This window comes from Actinomadura sp. KC06 (assembly GCF_004348735.1).
Taxonomy (GTDB): Bacteria; Actinomycetota; Actinomycetes; order Streptosporangiales; family Streptosporangiaceae; genus Spirillospora.
Genome location: NZ_SMKT01000001.1, coordinates 181,611 through 203,631, shown reverse-complemented (window position 1 = coordinate 203,631; position 22,021 = coordinate 181,611). Strand labels below are relative to the sequence as shown.

Genomic DNA, 22,021 nt, shown 5'->3' with positions numbered 1-22,021 from the left:
CTATGAGGACGTGCGGATGGAGTGCCCCGTCTGCGGCAGAACGTTTACCGTGCGAGTGTCCTCGTTAGCGAGGGCCAGGCAGCGGCAACAGATGTTGGAGTGGGGGTGGAAGGTGAGCCTGGCGATCACCGTGCTCTGCGGGCTGCTGATAATCCCCGCTGGAGAAGGGCTGCGGGCTCTCTTGTACCTTCTCCTGGGGCTCGGGGGCACCCTCGCGTTATTCATGTACATGCGCTTGGGCCTGACGGACGGGGTGTTCATACGCTGGCCGACGTGGACTCGCATGCGCGGTCACATGCTCCGCTGGCCTCCCGGGACCCCCAGGCGGTGGCAGCGCTGAATCGGGCGGCCGAAAACCGCGGGCCCGGTCGACCGTAGGGCGGCGGATAACGGTTCGGTGTTGCATACTCCCTTTCCGTAGGCCCCGTTCGGGCCATTCCCTCTAAATTCCGTGGTTAACGGGAGAAGGGGCGTATGGCTTTGATGGAGGGTCCGGAATGGTCGCAGCGTGGGATCGAGCAACGGGCGGGACGGTATCCGCTGCGAGTGGAGGCGCCGGTCCTGCGTGCGATCGAACTGCTGGTCCCGGGGATCTCGTCGGTGACCCGGTACGTCCGCTACTACGCCCTGTACGCCGCACTCGGCGCCCACGCGGCCGAGCATGACCTGGACGGCGCGGCGAGCCTGCGGCTGTTGCGGCGCAGCGAGGTCGTCCTTGCCGGAGTCTCGCGCCTGCACGACGCCCCGGACGCCTGGCCGGGCATGGCGCACGCCGTCGACGAGGTCAGGCACTCGCTTCACGCCGACGTCCTCCACGTCGGCGCGGCGGCGAGGATGGACGGCGACCAGCCGTACTCGCCGCGGCGCTCGGGGTTCTGGTCCCAGTACCTCGGCCCCAGCACGGTCCTCGGCACGGCCGTCAACGAGGACGACGCGCCGCGCCCCGGCAGGCACGCCTGCCCTCCAGATGTCGCGGCGCTGTTCGCGCCGCTGTGGAGCGACGCCGGCGCGGACGTCCTTGACGGTGCCCGGCTGGAGGCGCTCGCACCGCTCGCGATGCAGGCCGCCGAACGCCCGGAGGTCCGCTGGATGCGCGGGTTGTTCACCGCGACCCGGAACGGGCGCCACGACCCGGAGGAGTGGGGGCCCGACGACCACCGGCGCCGGGCGACGTTCCGGATGCTCGCTCGTGCCGTGCACCTCCACGGGGGCGACGCGGCCCTCGGCTGGGAGGTGTGCGCCCGGTCCGCCGTGGCCTTCGGGCCCGAGGCCGAGACCGATCCGGTGCTCAGGCACGTGGACAACGTCCTCGGGTGGCGCGGACTGCTGCTGCGGAACTACTCGGTCAGCGCATGGCGGCGGCTGTGGGCGGCGCTCGTCCGGTCGATCGGCTCGCAGGACGGCGACGCCGACCGGAGTCTGGACGAGCTGCGCGCATGGCTGGCCGACCCGATGCCCGCCACGTCCCTGCGGGCCTGCATCGGCGAACTGCCCGACACGATGGGCGGCGGGCAACCGGCACCGGCCGAACGCCAGATCATGCAGGACGCCGACCGGCGCGATCCTCTCGTGAACGTGAAACTGCTGCTGGTCGGCGGGCGCCGCACCGGCGAGCTGTCCGGCGAGGCGCGGACCACATTCCTGGGGACGCAGCACGACATCCTCAACCCGCTGTGGGTCGCCCGGCTGATCGACGACTTCGCGGACCGGCCGATGCGGGACCTGGCCGTCCGGCTCGTGGACGACATGCTCGCGCAGGCCCGCCGCGTCGCGCTGGCCAAGACCCATCCCGACGCCAACGGGCGGATGAAGGTGTTCTCCCGCGTCCACGAACGCGGCGGCCGTTACTACAAGACCGGCGACGAGGGCGACGGCGACATCGGCACCCGCCTCCACCAGGCCGGGGACTTCGCCCAGCAACTCGGCCTCCTCGACCATCGCGCCGAGGACGGAACCGCGTCGCTCACGCCCCTCGGCGCCGACCTGCTGGAGGTGGGCGAGTGACCTGGGAGTTCACCTCGCCGCTCACGCTGCTCGGCGAATGGCGCGACCGCACCGACGAGGCCGAGCTCCACGAGCTCCTCCTGCTGGGCTTCACGGTCGACCTGCCGTTCCTGGAGAAGACGCTGATCCCGACCGCGCGTGCGCTCGGCGCCCGCATCACGGTGATCGGTGACGCCGGGCAGGGCCTGTACGACCCGGTCGACGTGCGGATGGCCGGACGGTCCTACTTCCATGGCCTCGCCGCCTGCCGCGGCTCGTTCCACCCGAAGCTCGCCCTGCTGATCGGCGCGCACGAGGCCGTCGCGGCGGTCGGCTCGGGCAATCCGACCATGGCCGGGTGGGGGTACAACGACGAGTTGTGGACCGTCCTGCGCGGTCACGAGACCGGCGCCCCCGAGCCGTTCCGCGAGCTGAGCCGGTGGCTGGCCGCGCTGGGCGGCCCGGTGGCGGTGCCGCATTACGCGACGGAGCTGCTGAAGGAGATCGCGACCCGGCTCGCGGAGTTCCCCATCGCCTCGCGTCCGGCGCGGGTGCTGCACAACCTCGACACCGGGCTGGTCGACCAGCTGCCCGCCGGGCCCGTCGAGGAACTGCACCTCTACGCGCCGTTCATCGACCAGAACGGCCGCGCTCTGGCCCGGATCGTCGAGCGGCTCGCACCGTCCCGGGTCGTCCTCGGTGTCCAGGAACGCTGGAGCAGTTACGACGGGGACGCCATCCTCGAAGCGCTCGCCGGTTCGGACGCTGAGCTGCGGCTGCTAGCGGAGCAGCGACCACGCCACGGCAAGCTGCTGGAGTGGCGGACCGGCGGCCGATGGACGGCCCTGACGGGCAGCTCCAACCTCACCGCCACCGCGCTGCTGGACACCGTCATGAACGGTGGAAACTGCGAACTGGGCGTCCTCACCGAGGTCCCCTCACCGCTCCTGCCGGAGGGCACCGCCACCTCCGTCACGCACCTGCGAGGGCGGCGCACCGTCCGGCCGGTGGAGGGACGCCCGGGCCTGCTCGTCCTCGGCGCGCTGCTCACCGGCGCGGGCCTGCTCCAGGTCACCCTGGCGCATCCCTATGACGTGGACGTCGCCGTCGAAGTGTCGCCGGACGGCTCGCCCGGGTCGTGGACCAGGATCGGCACCGTCCCCGCCGGGCGCACCGCGCAGGAGTTCGCCGTACCCGAGTTCGCGGGCGCGGTGGTGCGGATCGTCGACCCGCGCGCCGGTGGCCGGACCGAATCGCCGCCCGTCTTCGTCGTCCACCCCGCGCGCTGCGCCCGCCGCCAGGCGGACGAGAACCGCCCGCGCCTCCGCCACGGGTACACGGAAGAAGAGATCTTCACGGATGAGGAACTGGGCCGCCGGTTCCGCTATGACCTGCTCCGGCTGTCCGACCTCGTCGCCGAACATCGCACCGCGCTACCCGCCCGGTCCGTGGCGCCGTCCGCGCAGGCGTCCGCCGTCCACGACCGCTACGCGGCCTACCTGGACGAATGCGAGCGGACCATCGGACGGCCCCTCACCCTGAAACTGTTCGGCGGGGCCGGCGCCCCTGATCTTGCCCTGGGGCCGCGCTGGGGGCTGACCGCCGACGCCGCCGTCGACGACGACCCTGACGGCCCGGACGGCGACGCCGAGGACACCGGGCCGGGGGAGATACCGCCCGACCGCAAGCGCGAGTGGCGGCAGTGGGCCATCCGGGCCGTGGACCGGACCGTCCCCGGCGGACGGGAGCCGGCGCCGATGATGTTGCGCGTCCTCGTGGCCCGCCTGTTCGTCCAACTCCTCGGGCACGGCGTCTGGGAACTCGACGACGACACCTGGCGCGCGCCGCTCGCCCGGCTGGCGGAGGGCCTGGCGCCCCGTCCCGAGGACGACGTGCCGGACGAGGCCGTCCAGCACGTGACGGCGGTCACCGCGGTCTGCATGGGCCTGCTGCTCGGAGGAGCCTCGCTCACCGGCGGAACTCTCCACGACCTGCTCGCGGCCCGTACCTGGCAGGCCGTCAAGGACCGGGTCTCGGTCGCGGAGACCGACGTGGTGGGCGATCTGCTCATCCCGCCCCGGCTGGCGCATGCCAACGTGCTGAGCCGCTCGGGGTGGGAGCGCCTGCTCGACCTGGCCCGTTCCGACGACCCGGTGGCCCTGATCACCGCGGAACTCGCAGCGGACGAGCTGATCCTGGAATCCGATCGCGGGATCTACCGGGTCACCGGGAGGTTCACCAACCCCGTCCCTGTGGCGGCACGCGTCGCGACGCTCCTCGGACGGCATCTGGAGACCGTCCTCGTCCACGCCGTCACCGGCGACCGGTGGACCTTGGTCGCCTGGCGCCGGCCCCACCTCGTCGTCGCCGGTTCCCGGGCCATGTGGCCGGGATGGCGTGTGTACCGCGTCCCGCCGTCGGGCACCCCGGAGTCGCGCCTGACCGGGGGCGAAGGTCCGCCGCGGGCCGGTCTCGTCGCCGGGCCGGTGCCCCTCGGCCGGACGCCGCCGCCGGGCGCGCTGGACGTCCTGGAACTGGCCGGAGCCGACCCCGCCGACCTTCTGCGGAGGCTCCGCGACCACGGAACGTGACCGGCTTCGGCCAGCCGAGCCCGGCGGGCCCGGAACGGCACGGGAATCGGGCGCGCGGGGTCCGGGAGAATCCCGCACGGGCACTATCTTTGAAGCTCGCGGCAAGGGCGTGCGCGCAGGTGAGGCGAGGGGAGTCGACGGGTGACGGAGCGGGCGGCGGAACTGTACCTGCGAGACGTCCTGGACATCCCGGAGGAGGTCCTCGCCGGCGACTACAAGGTCGAGCTGACCGGCGGATTCGACGAGGCCGACCAGCGCATCGACGAATACGTCGTCACCGACCAGCTCAAGAAGGCGTTCCGCGACTCGCTGAACCTGGTGAAGGCGTCGGTGCGGGGCGGCAAGTCGAACGCCGCCTACCTGCACGGGTCGTTCGGCTCCGGCAAGAGCCACTTCATGACCGTGCTGCACGCGCTCCTGGAGAACCATCCGGCGGCGCGGCGCAAGGCGGAGTTCCAGGACCTCGTCGCCGAGCACGACGAATGGCTCCGCGACCAGAAATTCATGATGGTGCCGTTCCACCTGGTCGGCGTCACCGACCTCGACTCGGCGATCCTCGGCGGCTACGCGGCCGAGGCGCGGCGGCTCGGCCTGTCCAGCCCGCCCGTCCACCGGTCCGACGCGATGCTTCGGGACGCGCGCAGGCAACGCGAGTTCCTCGCCGACGACGCCAAGTTCGCCCAGTGGCTCGGCGGTTCCGCACCGGCCCGGCCCGAACCCGACGACGACCTCCCGAACCTCGACCTGGGCGGTGCGTCCGGCTCCCGGTGGGGCAGCGCCGAACTCGACCGGGCGCTCGAAGCGCCGCCCGGCGACCCGCTGCGCGCGGCGCTGGAATCCGCGCTGCTCGACGGCCCCTTCTCGACCTACGCCTACGGCGCGCGCGGCGCCGCCGAGACCTACCTGCCGCTGGAGAACGGCCTCGCGGTGATGAGCCGGCACGCCCGGCAGCACGGCTATACCGGGCTGATTCTTTTCCTGGACGAGCTGATCCTGTGGCTGCAGGCGCACATGTCCAACCAGGAGAAGGTGAACAACGAGGTCGGCAAGCTCGTCAAGCTGATCGAGTCCGGCGACGCCGACCGGCCGGTGCCGATCGTGTCGTTCATCTCCCGGCAGCGGAACCTGTCCCAGCTCGTCGGCGATGACGTGGTCGGCGCCGACGTCAAGAACCTCGAGGCGGCCGTGCAGTACCTCGCCGGGCGGTTCAAGGTCGTCACCCTGGAGGACACCAACCTCCCCGAGATCATCAAGAAGCGGATCCTGCGCCCCAGGACCGGCATGGAGTCCGCCCTTGCCGAGGCGTTCGCCAAGGTCGAGTCATACAACGCGGCCGTCAAGGACGCGCTGCTCGACGCGCACGGCGCCACCCAGGCCGACTGGAACGACTTCCGCGACGTCTACCCGCTGTCACCGGCACTGCTGAACGTCCTCGTCGCTCTGGCGGGGGCGCTGCAGCGGGAACGCACCGGGCTGAAACTGCTCAACACGATCCTGTCGCGGCGCCGCGACGACCTGCGGCTCGGCGACCTCATCCCGCTCGGCGACCTCTGGGACGTCCTCGGCCGCGACGTCGGCGAGGCGTTCACCGACCACCTCAAGCAGGAGGCCGAGACCGCCCGGCACTTCCACGCCAAGGTCCGCGCGCACCTGCGGGAGAAGTACGGCTCGGAGGAGCACAAGGACTTCCGCGCCGACGACCGGATCGTCAAGACGCTGATCCTGTCCGCGCTGGCGCCCGACGTCTCCGCGCTCAGCAGGCTCACCGGCGCCCGGCTCGCCGCCCTCAACCAGGGCTCGATCCAGTCCCGGCTGTCCACGCCCGGCAGCGTCGTCGGCACCCGGCTCCGTGAGCTGATCGCCGCCGGGTTCGGCGAGATCCGCGCGGACGGCGACCGCGACCCCGTGTTCACGCTGCACCTGTCCGACCTGGACGTCGAGCCGCTGCTGGAGCAGGTCGGCGAGCAGGACAACCTCGGTGCCCGCCGCATCTGGGTGAAGAACCGGCTCTGGGACCTGCTCGGCGTCAGCGACACCGGCGCGTTCGTCTCCGAACGCGACATCGTGTGGCGGGGCAGCAGGCGTACGGTCGAGTTCGTCTTCGAGAACGTCCGTGACCCGGCCGCGCTGCCCGCCGAGCAGTTCAGGCCGTCCGTGGAGGGGCGGATCCGGTTCGTCGTGGACTATCCGTTCGACGTGCACGGCCAGTACCCGAGCGACGACGCCGGGCGGGTCGACGAGCTGCGCCGCGGCGGCTTGGAGGCCGACTCCCTCGTCTGGCTGCCCGACCATCTGTCCACGCAGAAGGCCAACCAGCTCGGACGGCTCCTGAAGATCCGGTACCTGCTGGAGCGCGACCGGCTCGACGACTACGCCTCGCACCTGGCGTCCGACCAGCGCATCCGCGTCCGCCACCAGCTCCAAGCGCAGGCGGACAACCTCGCCTCGCAGCTCACCGCCCTCCTCCAGCAGCTCTACGGCATCTCCGGGGGCGACGACGGCAACGTTTCCGCCGAGGTCAGGGACGGGCAGCACATCCTGCCGCTGCAACCCGGCCACGACCGGCCGCGCCTGCAGGGGGGTGCCGGGTTCGAGTACAACATGCTCGCCTTGGCGGACGGCCTGTACTCCAGGATCTATCCCAAGCACCCCGACCTCGACCTGACGCACACGCGCAAGGCCGTCACCGCGGGCGAGCTCAAGATCGTCCTTTCCTGGATCGCCAAGGCGATGGAGGACCGCTCCGGCCGGACGGTCGTCGACCGCGACCGGCTCGGCCTGCTCAAGCGCATCGTCCACCCCCTGGAACTCGGCGAGGTCCACGACGGGCCGCTGAACGTCTCCTTCGAGTGGCGGCGGCGGATCGACCAGCTCGCCGCCCGTCACGGCCGCAACGGTGGCGACTACCCCGTCGAAGAGATCCGGCAGTGGATCGCCGAGTATGGCTGGACCGGGCTCGACAAGTCCGTTTCCAGCCTCATCATCGCCGTCTACGCGCTCCTCGCCGACCGTGACTGGGTGCTCAACGGAGGCAGGCCCGAGCAGTTCCCCGGGCTGGAGGCGGTCGGCAGCGGCTGGGCCCTGCGCGACCAGCCCAAGCCGTCCGAACAGCAGTACGCCAAGGCCCGTGCGCGTGCCGCCGCCCTCTTCGGTGTCAGCGTTCCCGAGATCCTGTCCAGCCGGAACGTGCGCAACCTCGCCGAGCAGATCCGGGAAAAGGCCAGGGAACTGGAAGCGCCCGTCAACGACGTGCGCAGGGCGCTGGAGGTCCACGCCCCGTCCCTGGGCATCCAGGACCCGGACACACCGCGCCGCCGCTCCGCCCGGAACGCCGCCGACCTGCTCGCCCGGCTCTCCGCCGTCCGCGACCAGAGCACCCCGCTCGTCCAGGCGCTCGCGGACGCCGACTACGACATCTCCGACCAGGTGCTCGGGTCCGCCCTGGTCTCCGCCCCGGCCGTGCACCACGCCCTTGACGGCGTCCAGTGGAGCGTGCTGGACGGCGTCGCCGCCTTCGCCGGCCGTGGCGACACCGTCGGCGCCCGAGCCGAACGGCTCGTCCAGGACCTCACCGAGACCGCGCGGACGGACGAGTTCGTCCGGAGCCTTCCACCCGTGCTGGAGGCCGCGAACGAGAGGGCCGTCGCACTGCTCACCGAGGCGAGCAGGCAGGCCCGGCCGGAGCCCGAGCCGCCCCGCCCGCCTGGCGGCGTCCCCGTCCCCGTCCCCGGGCCTGGTGACGCCGGCCGGGTCAGCCTGACCGACCACGGCGACCCGGCGATCCCGTCCGGCCCCACCGGCGGCGGGGAGGCGGCCGGGGTGCCGGATCCGCGGATGCCCGGCGCGGGCACTCCCAGTCACGGCCGCAGGCGTGTCGAGTCCGCTCACCTCGAACAGGCGCTCACCGAAGCCGTCGCGGGCATCGAAGCGGAAGTACGGGCCTTCGCAGCGGCCAACCCGGGCGTTCCCATCGACATCGCCTGGCAGCCCGCCGACGATCCTGACGGCGTCGACGGAGGGCCCGGCAGATGAGCACGCCCCCCGTTATCGACCGGCGGGTGCTGGAAGCACTGCTCGACATCGAACTGCCCAGACGGAACGCCCGCGACACCGCCCGGCTCGTCGTCGTCCACGGCCGGTACAGGGACGGCGCGCCCACCGAGTTCAGCATCCGGTTCGGTGAGCGGCAGCGCCGCGTCCGGGTGAGCGACCAGACGTCCGTTCTCGGGGCCGTCGACGCGTGGGAGACGCACAATTCCGCCACCGAGCCGGGCGCCATCCTGGTCATCACCACGGGCGTGGACGACCACGACCTCGGCGCGGACCTGCGCGCCCACGCCCTCGGCCGCCGCGCGCTCAGCGTCGACCGGGCGGAGATCGTGAAGCAGCGGTTCGGCGCGGCGGACCTCGACCCGCGCATCCGCCAGGAACCATGGCTGATCGACGCTCTGCTCGAAGCCGAGCCGTCCGACGGCTGGCGGGCGCACCCCGCCGGGGCGCCTTGGCGGCGCAGCGGCGGCTCCGTCCTGACGCGAGACGCCGCCGTCCACGCCCTCGTGAATGCCCGGCTCGACCTGTCCGGCGAGCTGCCGGGCCTCGGTGACGGCTCCGGTCACCGCGACCTGGACGTCGACTCCCTCCTCGCCTGGTCCCGCACGCCTGGCGCCGCCGTCCGCTACGCCGGACTGGCGGCCGGTGAGCGTGCGGGCATCGCCGCGTGGCTGCGGGAGAAGGTCGGGGACGCCGCCGCCGTCCTGCTCGCACTCGTGGAAGCGGGCAAAGGCGAGGACGCGATGGCCCTCGGCGTCGTCGCCGCCATCCTCACCGACTCGGCACGCACACCCGAGGCGGCGCTCGCCGTCGGCGGCCTGTTCGCCGGCGTCACTCACGACACCGGCGAACTCGGCGCGTTCGCGTCGGCCGTCCAGGGCACCCTCGCGCGCTGGATCGGCGAGGCCGGCCCGGAACGGCGCGGGCACCAGGCCGCCCGCGAGCGGGTAATGGCCGTGTTGGACCGTGCCGACGAACTGGCCGCGGACGCAGGGCTCGGACACGCCGTCGCCGGTCACCCGTTCCTGCCCTCCGGACTCGGCGCCAGGCTTCGCGCCTTCGCCGCCGCGCTCGCCGAATCGCCGCAGGCCGCCGGTGATGCGCTGAACGCCGTCATGGACCACCGTCTCGCCGACCTGTTCGCGGACCGCTGCGGCGTCGCGGCGATGGCCGCCCGCCTGTCCCGCTGGCTCGACGCGCCCGGCCCGGCCGAGATCCCCTCCGTCGGTGCCGGTGTGGCCGGGCAGATGCGGGACTGGGGATGGGTCGACCGAGCCCTCAACGTGCTCTGGGGAGGCGACCCCGGGAACGACCCCGTCCTTGGCCGGGCCTACCGGGAGATCCACGAGGCCGCGGTGAGCCGCCGTGCGGCGCTCGACGAGATCTTCGCCTCCCGGTTGCGCGAATGGACCACCACGGCGAGCGCCGAAGCGCCCGGCGGCGCCCTCCTCGTGGAGTCCGTGCTGGACGAACTCGTGCGGCCGCTCGCCCGCGAGGCCGCGCCACTCGTCCTCGTCCTCGACGGCATGAGCGCCTCCGTCGCCGCCCAGTTGGGCGAGGAACTCGCGCGGGGTGGCCGCTGGCTGGAGGTTTCCGTAACTCCCGGCGCACGCCGCGGTGCGGTCTCGATGATCCCGTCGGTGACCAGGACGAGCCGCGCCTCCCTGCTGTGCGGGGCACCGGCCTCCGGGGGGCAGGCCGCCGAGAGCGCGGGCTTCAGCGCCTTCTGGAAACGCCGCCGCATGCAGGCGGCGGTGTTCCACAAGGCCGATATCCCGGGCGGACCCGGTCAGCGGCTCGCCCGGCCGCTCCTCGACGCACTCGCGGGCGAAGCCGTCGTCTGCGCCGTCCTCAACACCATCGACGATGCCCTCGACCACGACAGGGAAGGCGACCGGACAGGCTGGCGGACGTCCGACATCACCTTCCTGACCGACCTGCTGAACGCCGCCCGCGACTACAGGCGCCCCGTCGTCCTCGTCTCCGACCATGGACACGTCCTGGAACGCGGCGGAAGGGAGTTGACCCCGGGCTCCGACGCCGGATCGGTGCGCTGGCGGACCGGCGAGCCGGGGGAGGGCGAGATCGAACTCGCCGGGCCCCGTGTCCTGGAGGGCGGCGGCCGGGTCGTCGTCCCCTGGCGCGAGGACATCCGGTACCTGCCGCGCAGGGCCGGCTACCACGGCGGTGCGAGCCTCGCCGAGATGACCGTTCCCGTGCTCGTCCTCGTTCCGTCCGTCGACCTGGTGCCCCAAGGCTGGTCGATCCTGCCGCCCGAGAAGACGGTCCCCTGGTGGTGGGCGAACCAGGAAGCGCCGGACGTCCTGCCGGAGACCACGACCCCGAAGAGCAGAACGCGCCGCACGTCGACGCAGAAGGAGGCCCTCTTCACGGTCGGTGAGGTCGCTCCCGCTGCGGCGGATCCGGCGGCCCCCGAGACACTCGGGGCCCGTGTCACCCGCTCGCCCGTGTACGCCGACCAGAGGAAATACCTGCGCAAAGCCCCGGAGAGCCGCCAGGTCGCCGCGGTCATCGATGCCCTCGCCGACGCCGGAGGCCGGCTGTCGGCCGCCGCGGTCGGCGCCGCGGCGGCGTCGGCCGGCGGACGGGCGCCGCGCAATGCCGACCTGTTCGTCACCGCCCTGCAGCGCCTGCTCAACGTCGAGGGCTACCCCGTCCTCGGACTGATCGACTCCGGTGCCACCGTCACCCTGGAGACGGCACTGCTGCGCGAACAGTTCGGAGTGGACCGGTGACGGACCCACGGACGCAGGTCAGCGCCGTCCGCCGCCGCGAGGTCATCGACGCCCTGCGGCGCGGCACCGTCCCGCGCGCCGGACTCGACCTGTTCGCCGTCGGGCTGGACCGGTTCGCGGGCGCTCTGGACGAGGAGATCGCCGCGGTCGGCACGGGAAGCTCGGCCTTCCACGCCATCCGCGGCGAATACGGCTCTGGCAAGACGTTCTTCGCACGCTGGCTGGGGGAGCGGGCCAAACGTGCCGGGCTGGCCGTCGCCGAGATCCAGATCTCCGAGACCGAGACACCGCTCCACCGGCTCGAAACCGTCTACCGGCGCCTCACCGAGCGCCTCACCACCGCCAGCCACCCGGCCGGCGCGCTGCGGCCCGTGGTCGACCTGTGGTTCTACACCCTCGAAGAGGAGGTCCTGGACGCCGGGCAGGCCGCCGAGGACGACGCCGAGGGGCTCGCCCGCGCCGTCGACACCCTGATGGAGCAGCGGCTCGCCGACGTCGCCCGCACCACCCCGGCCTTCGCCGCCGCGCTCCGCGGCTACCGCAAGGCGAGCGAGACCGGCGACACCGCCACGGCCGAGGCGCTGATCGCCTGGCTCGGCGGGCAACGTTCGGTCGCGGCGTCCGCCCGCCGCGCCGCCGGTGTCCGCGGAGACCTCGACCACTTCGGCGCCCTCGGCTTCCTTCAGGGCCTGCTCATCGTCCTGCGCGACTGCGGCCATCCCGGTCTCCTGGTCGTCCTGGACGAGATCGAGACGTTGCAGCGCGTCCGCGGCGACGTCCGGGAGAAGGGCCTGAACGCGCTGCGGCAACTGCTGGACGAGATCGACGGCGGGCGGTTCCCCGGCCTGTTCCTCGTCATCACCGGTACGCCCGCCTTCTTCGACGGCCGGCAGGGAGTCCAGCGGCTCGCGCCGCTCGCCCAGCGTCTGGCCACCGACTTCGCCACCGACGCGCGCTTCGACTCGCCCCGCGCCGTCCAGCTCCGCCTGACCGGCTTCGACCTGCCGAAACTGGAGGAACTCGGACGCAACGTCCGCGACCTGTACGCGGCCGGCGGCTCCGCGCGGATCACGGCCCGCGTCGACGACGCCTACGTCGCCGACCTCGCCGCCGCGGTCACCGGCGGCCTCGGCGGCAAGGTCGGCGTCGCGCCCCGCGTCTTCCTGCGCAAGCTCGTCGCCGACGTCCTCGACCGCGTGGACGAGTTCCCCGACTTCGACCCGCGCCGTGACTACGCGCTCACCGTCTCCGCGTCCGAGCTGAACGAGACCGAGCGCAACGCCGCGGGAGACGTGCCCCTGGACCTGCCGTGACCGCGCCTGCCGACCGGCTCTCACCGGCGCTGATGCACCACATCGTCAACACCCTCGGCTGGCGGTCGCTGCGGCCTCTGCAAGAAGAGTCCGTGGGGCCGGTGCTCGACGGGGACGACGCGGTCCTGCTCGCCCCGACGGCGGGCGGAAAGACCGAGGCCGCCGTGTTCCCGCTGCTGTCCGCGATGGACGCGGGCAACTGGACCGGGCTGTCGGTCATCTACGTCTGTCCGCTGAAGGCACTGCTCAACAACCTGCTGCCACGCCTTGAGAGCTACGCCGGCTGGATCGGCCGCCGCGCCGCGCTCTGGCACGGCGACGTCCCGGAGACGGCCCGCCGCCGGATCCTCACCGACCCACCCGACATCCTGCTCACGACCCCCGAATCGCTGGAGGCGATGCTCCTCAGCGTGAAGGTCGACCAGCGACGGCTCTTCGCCGACCTCCGCGCGGTCGTCGTCGACGAGGTCCACGCCTTCGCCGGCGACGACCGCGGCTGGCACCTGCTGGCCGTCCTCGAACGCCTCACCCGCCTCGCCGGGCGCCCCATCCAGCGCATCGGGCTGTCCGCCACGGTGGGCAACCCGGCCGAACTCCTGACCTGGCTCCAAGGCTCCAACCGCGGACCGGCGCGCGTCGTCGCGCCAGAGGCGGCGACCGCCCAGGACAACGCCATCGAACTCGACTACGTCGGCTCGGTCCCCAACGCAGCGACCGTCATCGCCGCGCTTCACCGCGGGGAGAAACGCCTTGTCTTCTGCGACTCCCGCCAGCTCGTCGAGGAACTCGGCGCCGCCCTGCGCGCTCGCGGCGTCACCACTTTCCTGTCACACGCGTCCCTCTCCCTCGACGAGCGCCGCCGCGCCGAAGAGGCGTTCGCCGACGCCCGCGACTGCGTCATCGTCTCGACCAGCACTCTCGAACTCGGCATCGACGTCGGCGACCTCGACCGCGTCATCCAGCTCAACACCCCGTCCACCGTCGCCGCGTTCCTCCAGCGTCTCGGCCGCAGCGGAAGACGTCCGGGAACCACTCGCAACTGCCTTTTCCTGGCCCTCGACCAAGACTCGCTCGTCTCTGCGGCCGCCCTGACCCTGCTGTGGAGCCGCGGGTACGTCGAACCGGTGCAGGCGCCTCCGGAACCCCGCCACATCGTCGCCCAGCAGTTCCTTGCTCTCTGCCTGCAGGAGCACAAGGTCGGAAACCGGCTGTGGGCCGAACACTGGAACGGGCTGCCGCCCTTCGACCGCAGCGCCGAGCCGATCGTCCGCCACCTCGTCGAGCACGGATACGTCGAGCAGGACGGCGAGTTCCTCTTCATCGGCCCTGCCGCCGAGGAGAAGTTCGGCCGCCGCCACTTCATGGGCATGACCGCCGTCTTCACGGCGCCCCCTGAGTTCACCGTCCTGTCCGGCCGGCAGGAGATCGGCCGGACCGACCCGATGCTCCTCACCGAACGTGTCGAAGGCCCGCGCGTCCTGCTCCTCGGCGGGCGCAGCTGGCAGGTCACCTGGATCGACTGGAAACGCCGCCGCTGCTTCGTCGAACCGTCCGACCGTCCCGGAAAGGCCCGCTGGTACGGGACGGCCTTCACCGGCTCCGGTTTCGCGCTCACCCGTGCGTGCCGGGAGGTCCTCCTCGGCGCCGACCCGCCCGTGACCATGACGGAACGGGCCGTCCGCTACCTTGCCAAGACCCGTGACGCGGCCACCCCCACGGTGCATCCCGGTGGCACCGTCATCGCCCGCGACGGCGACGACGTCCGCTGGTGGAACTGGGCCGGCTACCGGGCCAACGCCGCCCTCACCGCGACCCTCTCCGGCCTGACCGACGAGAAGCAGCGCTTTGAGGACGAATGGGTGCGCCTCCGCCCCGACCTCACCCGCGACATGTGGAGGTCCGGCACGGCCGACGCCGCCGACCGGCTCTGCCTCCCCGACATCGACGAACGCGCACTGCGCGGCCTCAAGTTCAACGAGGCCCTACCGACCCGCCTCGCCCTCGCCACCCTCGCCGCCCGCCTCGCCGACCCGGACGGCGCCCTGACGGCTCTCACCGACCCCGTCCGATTCACCACGACATAGCGCCCTGCCGTAATGAAGCCGGACGCCCTCAGCATTGAGCCGACTTCCGGCGCATGACGCGGCGTTCCAGCAGCCGGTCATCGCGGGGCACCCGCGCCCCTTGGCCACCAGGTAGCTGAACGTGAAATAGGCACTTTCCGGCCCGGAATGCCCGGTTGAGCACCCCGCGGGTGAGGTCGCGGAACCGCCGCAACAACGCATTCGCTGACAATCTTGGGGAGGTGTCAGTATTCGGTTCCAGACGATGAGCCGAGGGCTGCGGCGCAGGCCGAGATCACGAAGAAGAGCAGCAGCAGGACGACGCACCCGATTCCGATCGAGCGTGCTAGGACCAGATCGGACTTCTGCCGAACGAACGGGACATGTCCCGGGGGTCGCATGCCGGGCCTCGGCCCCGCGTACGGTGGCAGCCCGCGGGGCGGCCCGCCGGGTACCCAAGGTGGCGCCATAGGTCGCAGGGGCGGGCCCGCCGGCGGGAAGAACACCTCCCCGGCGGCTCCATTGGGACCGCTCGACGCGGCTGGATATGGGCCCGTGCCTGCCGGGTGGGGCGCGGGTGAGCCGGCCGCGTGTGCCGGGACCCATGGGACGTCGGGACGGGAACCCGGCCGGACGCCCGGCCATGTCGGGCTCGGCGGGATACGCGGAGCGGGCGCGGACGGCGGATGTCCACGCGGGTTCGGTGTCGGCCCGCGCCGTTCGGTACCCGAGGCCCGCGCATCCGGGATGAGCGGCACGAGCGCGGACGCGTCGGTGGCCGTGGTGCGGTCGGTTTCGCAGACCATGCAGCTGTTGTCGTCCGGCGCGTTCCAGACATCGCACCGCAGGCAGCGCCAGTTCGGTGCGGCGATCTCCTCAGCGACCGTCATGGGCCGTCACCTCCGCGGCCGCGGCGCGCAGGCGGTCGTGCAGGACCTCCAGCAGCGCCTCGGTGTCGGGCCGGGGCCGGAAACTGATCCAGTCGGTGCCGTCGGTTCGGGGCCCGGCGCCCTTCTCCGCCGCGGCGGCGTCCGGCAGCCCACCGCGCCGTCGGCGTCGTATGATCACAGGCTGTTCACAATGGTGTTGACGATCTCGTCCATCTCGAACTCCTCCAGTCCCGCGCCGGCGGCGGACGGGAACAGCAGCGTCTGGTTCCACTCCTCGACCAGGTCGGCCCAGGGCTCGCAGTCGGGCGCGAACAGTACGAGGCGCTTGGCGCTGTTCTCCATGGTCGCGGTGGTGCTGCTCGCGTAACCCCACCGCTCGAACAGGTCGTCCAGGTTCGCCGGAACCTCCGGCGGGTAGGTGTGGGCGGCGCGCGACCGGGGATCGCCCAGCGGGTGCGCCGGGGCATCGGTGAACATGACGATGATGTGCCGCCTGCGGTCGAGGCCGCGCTCCCACGGTGAGGCGATGGCGAGAGCGAGCGCTTCGAGCCCGGATTCGGGAACGTCCCCGCCGCCCAGGGGCAGCAGCCGCCGCACGAAGGCGTCGAACTCGGGGGCCTGGTCGGGGAAGACCAGGAACCCGGTCTGCTCGATGGCGCTCTCGGGATGGTCGCCGAAGTCGCGGAAGGCGATGACACGGAGCCGGAGTTGGCTGATGGCCTTCCCCTTGTCGGCCATGACGCTGTCGAGCCGCTGGTGGAACGACATCGCGCTCTTCTTCACCGCGTCGAGCACCGGCCACATGCTGTCGGTGACGTCGATGCACAGGACGATGTCGACCGCGTACTGCAGGTTTCCCGCGCTGCTATAGGTCATGGAAGGGTCCCTTCTGTATGTCTTGAGAGCCCGTGCCTCCCTGCCCGGACGAGCCGGCCTCGTCTGGGCGCCGGCCGGGCTCCGCACCGCCCCGGTCGTGAGCGCCGACCCGGATCCGGGAAGGGCGCGCGACGGTGGTCCGGCGGTCCAACAGGCAGATGTTCGGGTCCCGCAGCGCCTCGAAGAACGCGCCGGTACCGGGCCGCTGCTCCGGGTCGCCCGTCGTCATGGCCTCGATCAGCTCCCGCATGACCGGGGCCAGACGCTCGTCGGCGCGCAGCGGGGCGCCCGCGTCCACGGCCTCGGCCGGCGAAGCGTGGGCGCCGGTGTCGTACGCGGGCAGCGCGCCGGTGAGGTAGAGGTGGGTGATCAGGCCTAGCGAGAACACGTCGCAGCCGGTCGTCAGCTCGGCCGGGTCGGTCGCCGTGTCCGAGCGCAGGTAGCGCAGCCATTCGGGCGCTCCGTACATCGAGTCGCCCGCGATGACGCCGGGCGCCGGCGGGCTCCCCGACAGGTATGCGTCGTCGAAGTCGATCAGCTTGGCGGTGTGGAACGCGTTCGCCGCACGCTGCTGCACCAGGACGTTGGCGGGTTTGAGGTCGCCGTGGACGATTCCGAGGTCGTGCAGCAGCCGCAGGCTGAGCGCCAGCGTGCGCAGCAGGACACTCTTGTTGCGGGTGTCGAGTGCGTGCGGCTTGGTCATGGACGCGGTGTCCACCCGCTCGGTCACCTTGTAGTAGCTCGACCGCTCGTGGAAGAAGTCGACCGCCAGTACCAGGTTCCCGGCACCAACCGCGTCAGGCGTCAGGCGCTCCATGATCGATCGGTGCCGGTCCTCGAACTCCGCGCATTCCCGCATGCGGGCCCGCCTGCTCGCTTCGCTCCCCCCGCCGCCTCCCCGCGGCCGCTTCGGTTCCAGGAAGCGTTTGACGAAGTACACCCGGCCCTCGCGCTCGGCGAACGCCCAGACGCATTTGCCGCCGCCCTCGTTCGTCGGCTCGGTGGTGATGTGGTAGCCGTGCATGACATCGCCCGCCTTCATCGGCGACCTCCGTCCGGCCGCGCGCCCGGCAGGGCCGGCATCAACCGCTCGTAGCCGGGCCGATACTCGTGCCAGGACCGGGACCGCCACGAGCGGAACTGCGGTTCCGTGAGCCGCGGGCCGTCCGGCCAGTGGGCGCGCAGGACATCGTTCGTGCGGCGCGAGAAGGCATCGCGTAGATGCTCGAAGTCGCGGTAGCCGATGGCCACCAGGCTCAGCGACGCGTCGTCGGCGGTGTAGCCGGTGACGCGTGCGGAGAGCAGGTCGGCCCAGTCGGCGGCGTCCCTGGCGTCACGGAGTTCGCGCAGCAGATGGCACTCGAAGTGAGCGGGCGTGTCGACGTAGCCGAAGAAGCCGTCGGTGGCGCAGACAAGGACGGACGGCAGGGGGATTTCGCTGTCCGCCTGGTCGAGGCGGAACGGCCGGTCGGCGCAGATCACGTTGGTCATCGGCGGGTCCTGGAGGAGTTGCTCCAGCGCGTCGGCCTCGTCGGTGTGGTCGCGGGTGAGCGCCTGGAGTCCAGCCTCAGGGGTCAGCAGGTAGGCGCGCGAGTCGCCCGCCCACAGCGCCCGGCACTCCAGAGTCCCGCCGCGCCGCCGGTAGCGGAGCGCGGCCATGGTGGTCGGCAGTTCCCGGCGGACCCGGCCGACCAGCCGGGGCGCCCGGGTGGGACGCATGAGGGATAGCGACCGCGCCAGCCGGTTGGTCAGTGCGGTGGCGTCGCGGTCCAGCCCGCGACCGGCCGCCGTCTCACCGAACCAGGTCTCGAACGCGGCCCGCGCGACCCGCGAGCCGACCCAGGCGCCCGTCCTCGGCATCCCCGCCGCGGACTCGTGGGCGATCGCGGCTCCCGAACCGCCGGAACCGTCGAAGACGGCGATGAGGCCGGTTTCCGTCGGCCTGTGGTGCATGAGGAGCGGCTCGGCGTCCTCGCCGGCGTCGGCACGGCGCTCCGTCCAGACGCCGACCGCCGTTAAGGCCGCGTCCTGGTGGTACCAGACTGCATGACCGGGCCCGGCCCCCGTGCTGGACGCTATTCTCATCGGTTCCTCCTCGTCACTCCGTCGGCCGTGCGCCCCGGACGCGCGAACGGGGCGGGCCCGCGTCCTCTCGGGGCGGTTCGAGCGGCTCGTCCTCGGGGGGCCCGGGCGGCTGCGATGGGCCGGCCGGGTACCTGCTCTGCGGTGAGGCGGGCGCCTTGGCCGCGTCCACCGGCCCGGTCCGCGGCGTCTCCGGTGGCCGGGGCGGCAGGCTGCCGCGGACCCGACTCACCCGCCGCGTCCCGCCGAACGCCACACTGGACCCGCCGGTCAGCCGGTCCACGACCTGGCGCTCGGCCTCAAGATGGTCGAACGGCTCGCGGTCGACTCCGGCGCGGTTCATCATCTGCTGGAAGAGCCTGAGCAGTTCGGCGCGCTCGGTCGCCTCCGCATGCGCGATCCAGTCCAGCACCTTGGACGGCCCCTCGCGCTCGAAGATCTCGGCCAGCATCCCCTCGGTGCCCTCACGGCGCATCATGTCCAGATGGCGGTCGCGGCGCATTGCGCCAAGCCGGGTCTCGCGGGTGACCTCGCGGTAGGAACGGGCGGAGTTGGCGACCTCGTCCTCATCGGGCAGTAGCTCGACGGTGGCGTTGCGCAGGCGCAGCGCCGAGTCGCCGTGGAAGTCGCCGAGCACGGTGTTCAGCGCTTCGTCCGCCTGGTGGAACTCGGCGATGTCGAAGTTCCGTGCGACGGGCCGCAGCATGTGCTTGATCGGCTCGTAGAGAGTGGCGCCGACGTCGCGTATGCCGCGCGACACGACCAAGGCGGGTTCCCCGACGTGGACATGGACGATGACCCGGCTGCGGAAGACGAACCCCGGGTCGCGGCTGACCAGCGCGATCTCGAACGCCAGCGCGTGCTCGGCGAGCGTGACCAGGCAGCTGTACTGGTGGACGCCGTAATGGGCGGCGGGCACCGGCTCGCCGTGCCGGACGGTGATCGGCGCCCCCTCCCGGGGGACGAGTACGAGCGCGGTGCCGGGCGCCGGAGCGCGCAGCGGGCTCAGCAGCCTGAGCATCGAGACCGGCTTGTGCTCGATGAGGGGGTCGAAGGTCGAGTATCTCGGTTGGTACACGGGACGTCCTTAGAGTCGGCCGTTGAAGTCGTGGGCGGGGCGGCGATGATCGGGCCGGGCGGTCAGGGCGCGGCGCAAGGTCGCGGCGGAGCGCGACGGCCGGTCGGGATCGCTCTCCCAGCGGCCGAGGTACCACTCGAGCCGCCGGTGGTGCCGTTCCCCCCGGGCGGCGACGCCGACGAGGACGGTCCGCATCGCCGCCAGGGCGTCCGGCTCCCGATCCGCGTGCTCGTCGAGAAAGTCGCGGAGCGCGTCGAGCGCGTGCGTCTGGGCGGGTTTGCGGGCGAGCGCGCGGGCCCAGAGCTCCTCGATGTGACGGTGGTGCCGCCTGTTGTCGGCGATCAGCAGCGGGCGCCCCGGTACCCCTCCGGGGACGTGTGTCCACGGGACGGGCGCAAGCAGGGTGAACACGGACACTGAGAGCGCCTGCGCCACCATGGCCGAGTCGTCCTGGGGATGCGACCACTCCAGCAGGGCGCCCAGAACCTCGTCCTCGCGCCCGAGTTCGGTCAGCCGCAGCACGCTGAGGCCGACAGCGGCCAGGCCGCGCCACTCCGGGTCACCGAGCACGCGGGCTAGCAAACCCAGGGACCGCTCTGGCCGGACGGCGCCAAAGGGGCTGCCGACGGTGTCGGCGGCGGTAAGTCGCAACCGGTTCTGGAAGCCGGAGCCCCCTTCGCGCGACCAGGACTCCAGCAGCTCCCACACCGGCTCGTACAGCTCCGGCTCACTCGCCACGATGCCGAGCGCGGCGGCCGCGGCCTCGCGCGTCTTCCGCTTCTCGTCCCCGGCCCAGCTCCGCAGGAACCGGTGCATGGCGTGGTCGAAGTCATCGCGTGCGATCAGCCCGGCGCTGACGGCCGCGCGGGCCCGGACACCGATGTCGCGATGGTCGGTCAGAGCGCGCAGCCAGCGCAGCAGCGCTGTTCGGCCGCCGTCCAGGAAGGACCAGGCGTGGGTGAGCACGGCCGCCTGGAGCAGATCACTGGTGAAGCGGACGCTCGGCCCCGACGGGCGTCCCGGATCGGTTCCGCCGCCGCCGGGTACCAGTTCGATCCAGGCGTGGTCAGTCCTGAGGCGCTCACGGAACCTGAGGTCGAGCGGGTACACGGCTTCCGGCTCCAGCAACCGATAGAGATCGACTGCGGCGTCGGAGACGGTCAGGTAGCCGGCGCCTTCCAGCGCCGCTGTGGCCAGCGCGAAGCAGATCGTCTCCGCGGCCCGGTGCTTCTCGAACCAGGCGTGCACCTGCCCGGTCGGGTCGCGTAACGCCTGCACCGCCGCCGCCAGGTCGCCCTTGGACGCGTACGCGGAGGCGAGCCGGACGGCGGTGCGCGGCCCTGGGTGTTCGGCGAGCAGCTGCGGCGCGCCCGCGCCATCGAGTTCGGCGCGCAGCCCTGCCAGGGCCGCCGCGTCGGGTTCTGGACCGAGCACCCGGCGGATCAGCACCGCCACGGGGTCGAGGTCGCCGAGTGAGACCATCACGTGCGGTGAGTGGGCCGCGGTTTCGATGAGCGCGCCGCGGGGCGGCCCGGTCAGCACGACCAGGAAGCCGCCGGCGGCGGTGACACGCGCGGCCGTCGCCTCGATCCAGGACTCGTCGATGCCGCCCGCGGCGAGCGCTCCCCCTCCCTTGGCCAGGACGTCGAGATCGACGAGGTACCCGGCGCCGGGATCCGGTGGCGTCCAGTCGCCCGAGTGCACGACGCCGAGGTCGGTGATCTTGTAGCAGCGTGGTGCGCCGGCGTCGGTGAGCAGGTTGATCGCCGCCGCGTTACGTCCGGTGCCCGCCGGGCAGGCCAGGACGAGCAGGTGCAGGTCGGTGAGCCGCCGCACCGCGTCCGCGTAGTTCGCGGGCCGGACGTAGTGGTCGAGATGCGTCCGGAGCGTCATCTCGTCGAGCTTGACCAGCTTCCGCTCGGTCCCGGACCTGGCCTCGGGGCCTGAACCGATGCTGAAGCCGCCATCGACGCCCACTTGGCCGTTGAACATCGTGAGCTTGTCGATGTAGAGGTCACCGCGCTCGCGGAAACGCTCCAACCGTTCCCACGCTTCGGCGAGGATCTCGCCCCGCCGGGCGTTGTCTGCGCGTGCCTCCGCCTCCTCCGCGCCGTGCAGTTCGCGGGCGGCCTCGGACACCGGATCGCGCCGCTCCTCTCCTTTCCCGGCCGCGGCCTTGCCCGCGTCGCGGTCCCCGTCGCCCTCGAACGCCGGTCCGTGCTCCGGGCCCGGTCTTGGCCGTTCGCCCTTCTCGGCTGCTCCGGGGCGCGGCCCGGGCGGTACTCGGGGGTCGGCCTCGTCGGACCTGCCGTCCGCGCGATCGGTCATCGCTGTCTTCC

General features: G+C 72.2%; 12 protein-coding genes. 6 read left to right on the top strand and 6 right to left on the bottom strand.

Annotation, left to right across the window (positions count from 1 at the left end; translation table 11 throughout):
* Nucleotides 1–474 precede the first annotated feature (474 nt).
* The 6 genes from E1287_RS00910 to E1287_RS00885 all read left to right on the top strand — a co-directional run bounded on the left by E1287_RS00910 (nt 475) and on the right by E1287_RS00885 (nt 14,777).
* Nucleotides 475–2,004, top strand: coding sequence for a hypothetical protein (locus E1287_RS00910; protein WP_131962489.1), 1,530 nt, complete (start codon nt 475–477; stop codon nt 2,002–2,004).
* Nucleotides 2,001–4,574, top strand: coding sequence for a hypothetical protein (locus E1287_RS00905; RefSeq protein WP_131962487.1), 2,574 nt, complete (start codon nt 2,001–2,003; stop codon nt 4,572–4,574). The genes E1287_RS00910 and E1287_RS00905 overlap by 4 nt, the downstream gene beginning before the upstream one ends.
* A gap of 141 nt (nt 4,575–4,715) precedes the next feature.
* Nucleotides 4,716–8,606 (top strand): PglY protein, encoded by a 3,891-nt coding sequence (locus E1287_RS00900; protein ID WP_131962485.1) that lies wholly within the window; start codon nt 4,716–4,718, stop codon nt 8,604–8,606.
* Nucleotides 8,603–11,380, top strand: a complete 2,778-nt coding sequence (pglZ, locus tag E1287_RS00895; RefSeq protein WP_131962483.1) for a BREX-2 system phosphatase PglZ — start codon at nt 8,603–8,605, stop codon at nt 11,378–11,380. The genes E1287_RS00900 and pglZ overlap by 4 nt, the downstream gene beginning before the upstream one ends.
* A complete protein-coding gene (gene brxD / locus E1287_RS00890) occupies nt 11,377–12,693 on the top strand; it encodes a BREX system ATP-binding protein BrxD (protein WP_131962481.1) in 1,317 nt (438 codons plus the stop codon). Before pglZ ends, brxD begins: the two co-directional genes overlap by 4 nt.
* On the top strand, nt 12,690–14,777 hold the full coding sequence (locus E1287_RS00885) for a DEAD/DEAH box helicase (RefSeq protein ID WP_347813942.1): 2,088 nt from the start codon (nt 12,690–12,692) through the stop codon (nt 14,775–14,777). The genes brxD and E1287_RS00885 overlap by 4 nt, the downstream gene beginning before the upstream one ends.
* 855 nt (nt 14,778–15,632) lie before the next feature.
* Here the strand turns inward: E1287_RS00885 and E1287_RS00880 are convergent.
* Genes E1287_RS00880 through E1287_RS00855 form a run of 6 tightly spaced genes read right to left on the bottom strand, consistent with a single transcriptional unit; the run spans nt 15,633 to nt 22,010 of the window.
* Nucleotides 15,633–15,824 carry a hypothetical protein gene (locus E1287_RS00880; protein WP_131962479.1) on the bottom strand — a complete coding sequence of 64 codons (192 nt, stop codon included), beginning with the start codon at nt 15,822–15,824 and terminating at the stop codon, nt 15,633–15,635.
* Nucleotides 15,821–16,522 carry a vWA domain-containing protein gene (locus tag E1287_RS00875; protein ID WP_131962477.1) on the bottom strand — a complete coding sequence of 234 codons (702 nt, stop codon included), beginning with the start codon at nt 16,520–16,522 and terminating at the stop codon, nt 15,821–15,823. Before E1287_RS00875 ends, E1287_RS00880 begins: the two co-directional genes overlap by 4 nt.
* Complete coding sequence (locus E1287_RS00870; RefSeq protein ID WP_131962475.1) at nt 16,512–17,564, bottom strand: lipopolysaccharide kinase InaA family protein; 1,053 nt, start codon at nt 17,562–17,564, stop codon at nt 16,512–16,514. Before E1287_RS00870 ends, E1287_RS00875 begins: the two co-directional genes overlap by 11 nt.
* Entirely contained in the window at nt 17,561–18,607 is a 1,047-nt protein-coding gene (locus E1287_RS00865; RefSeq protein ID WP_207933942.1) for a hypothetical protein, read from the bottom strand. The genes E1287_RS00870 and E1287_RS00865 overlap by 4 nt, the downstream gene beginning before the upstream one ends.
* 13 nt (nt 18,608–18,620) lie before the next feature.
* Complete coding sequence (locus E1287_RS00860; RefSeq protein WP_131962473.1) at nt 18,621–19,682, bottom strand: hypothetical protein; 1,062 nt, start codon at nt 19,680–19,682, stop codon at nt 18,621–18,623.
* 9 nt (nt 19,683–19,691) lie between these two features.
* Entirely contained in the window at nt 19,692–22,010 is a 2,319-nt protein-coding gene (locus E1287_RS00855) for a hypothetical protein (protein WP_131962471.1), read from the bottom strand.
* Nucleotides 22,011–22,021: the final 11 nt, after the last annotated feature.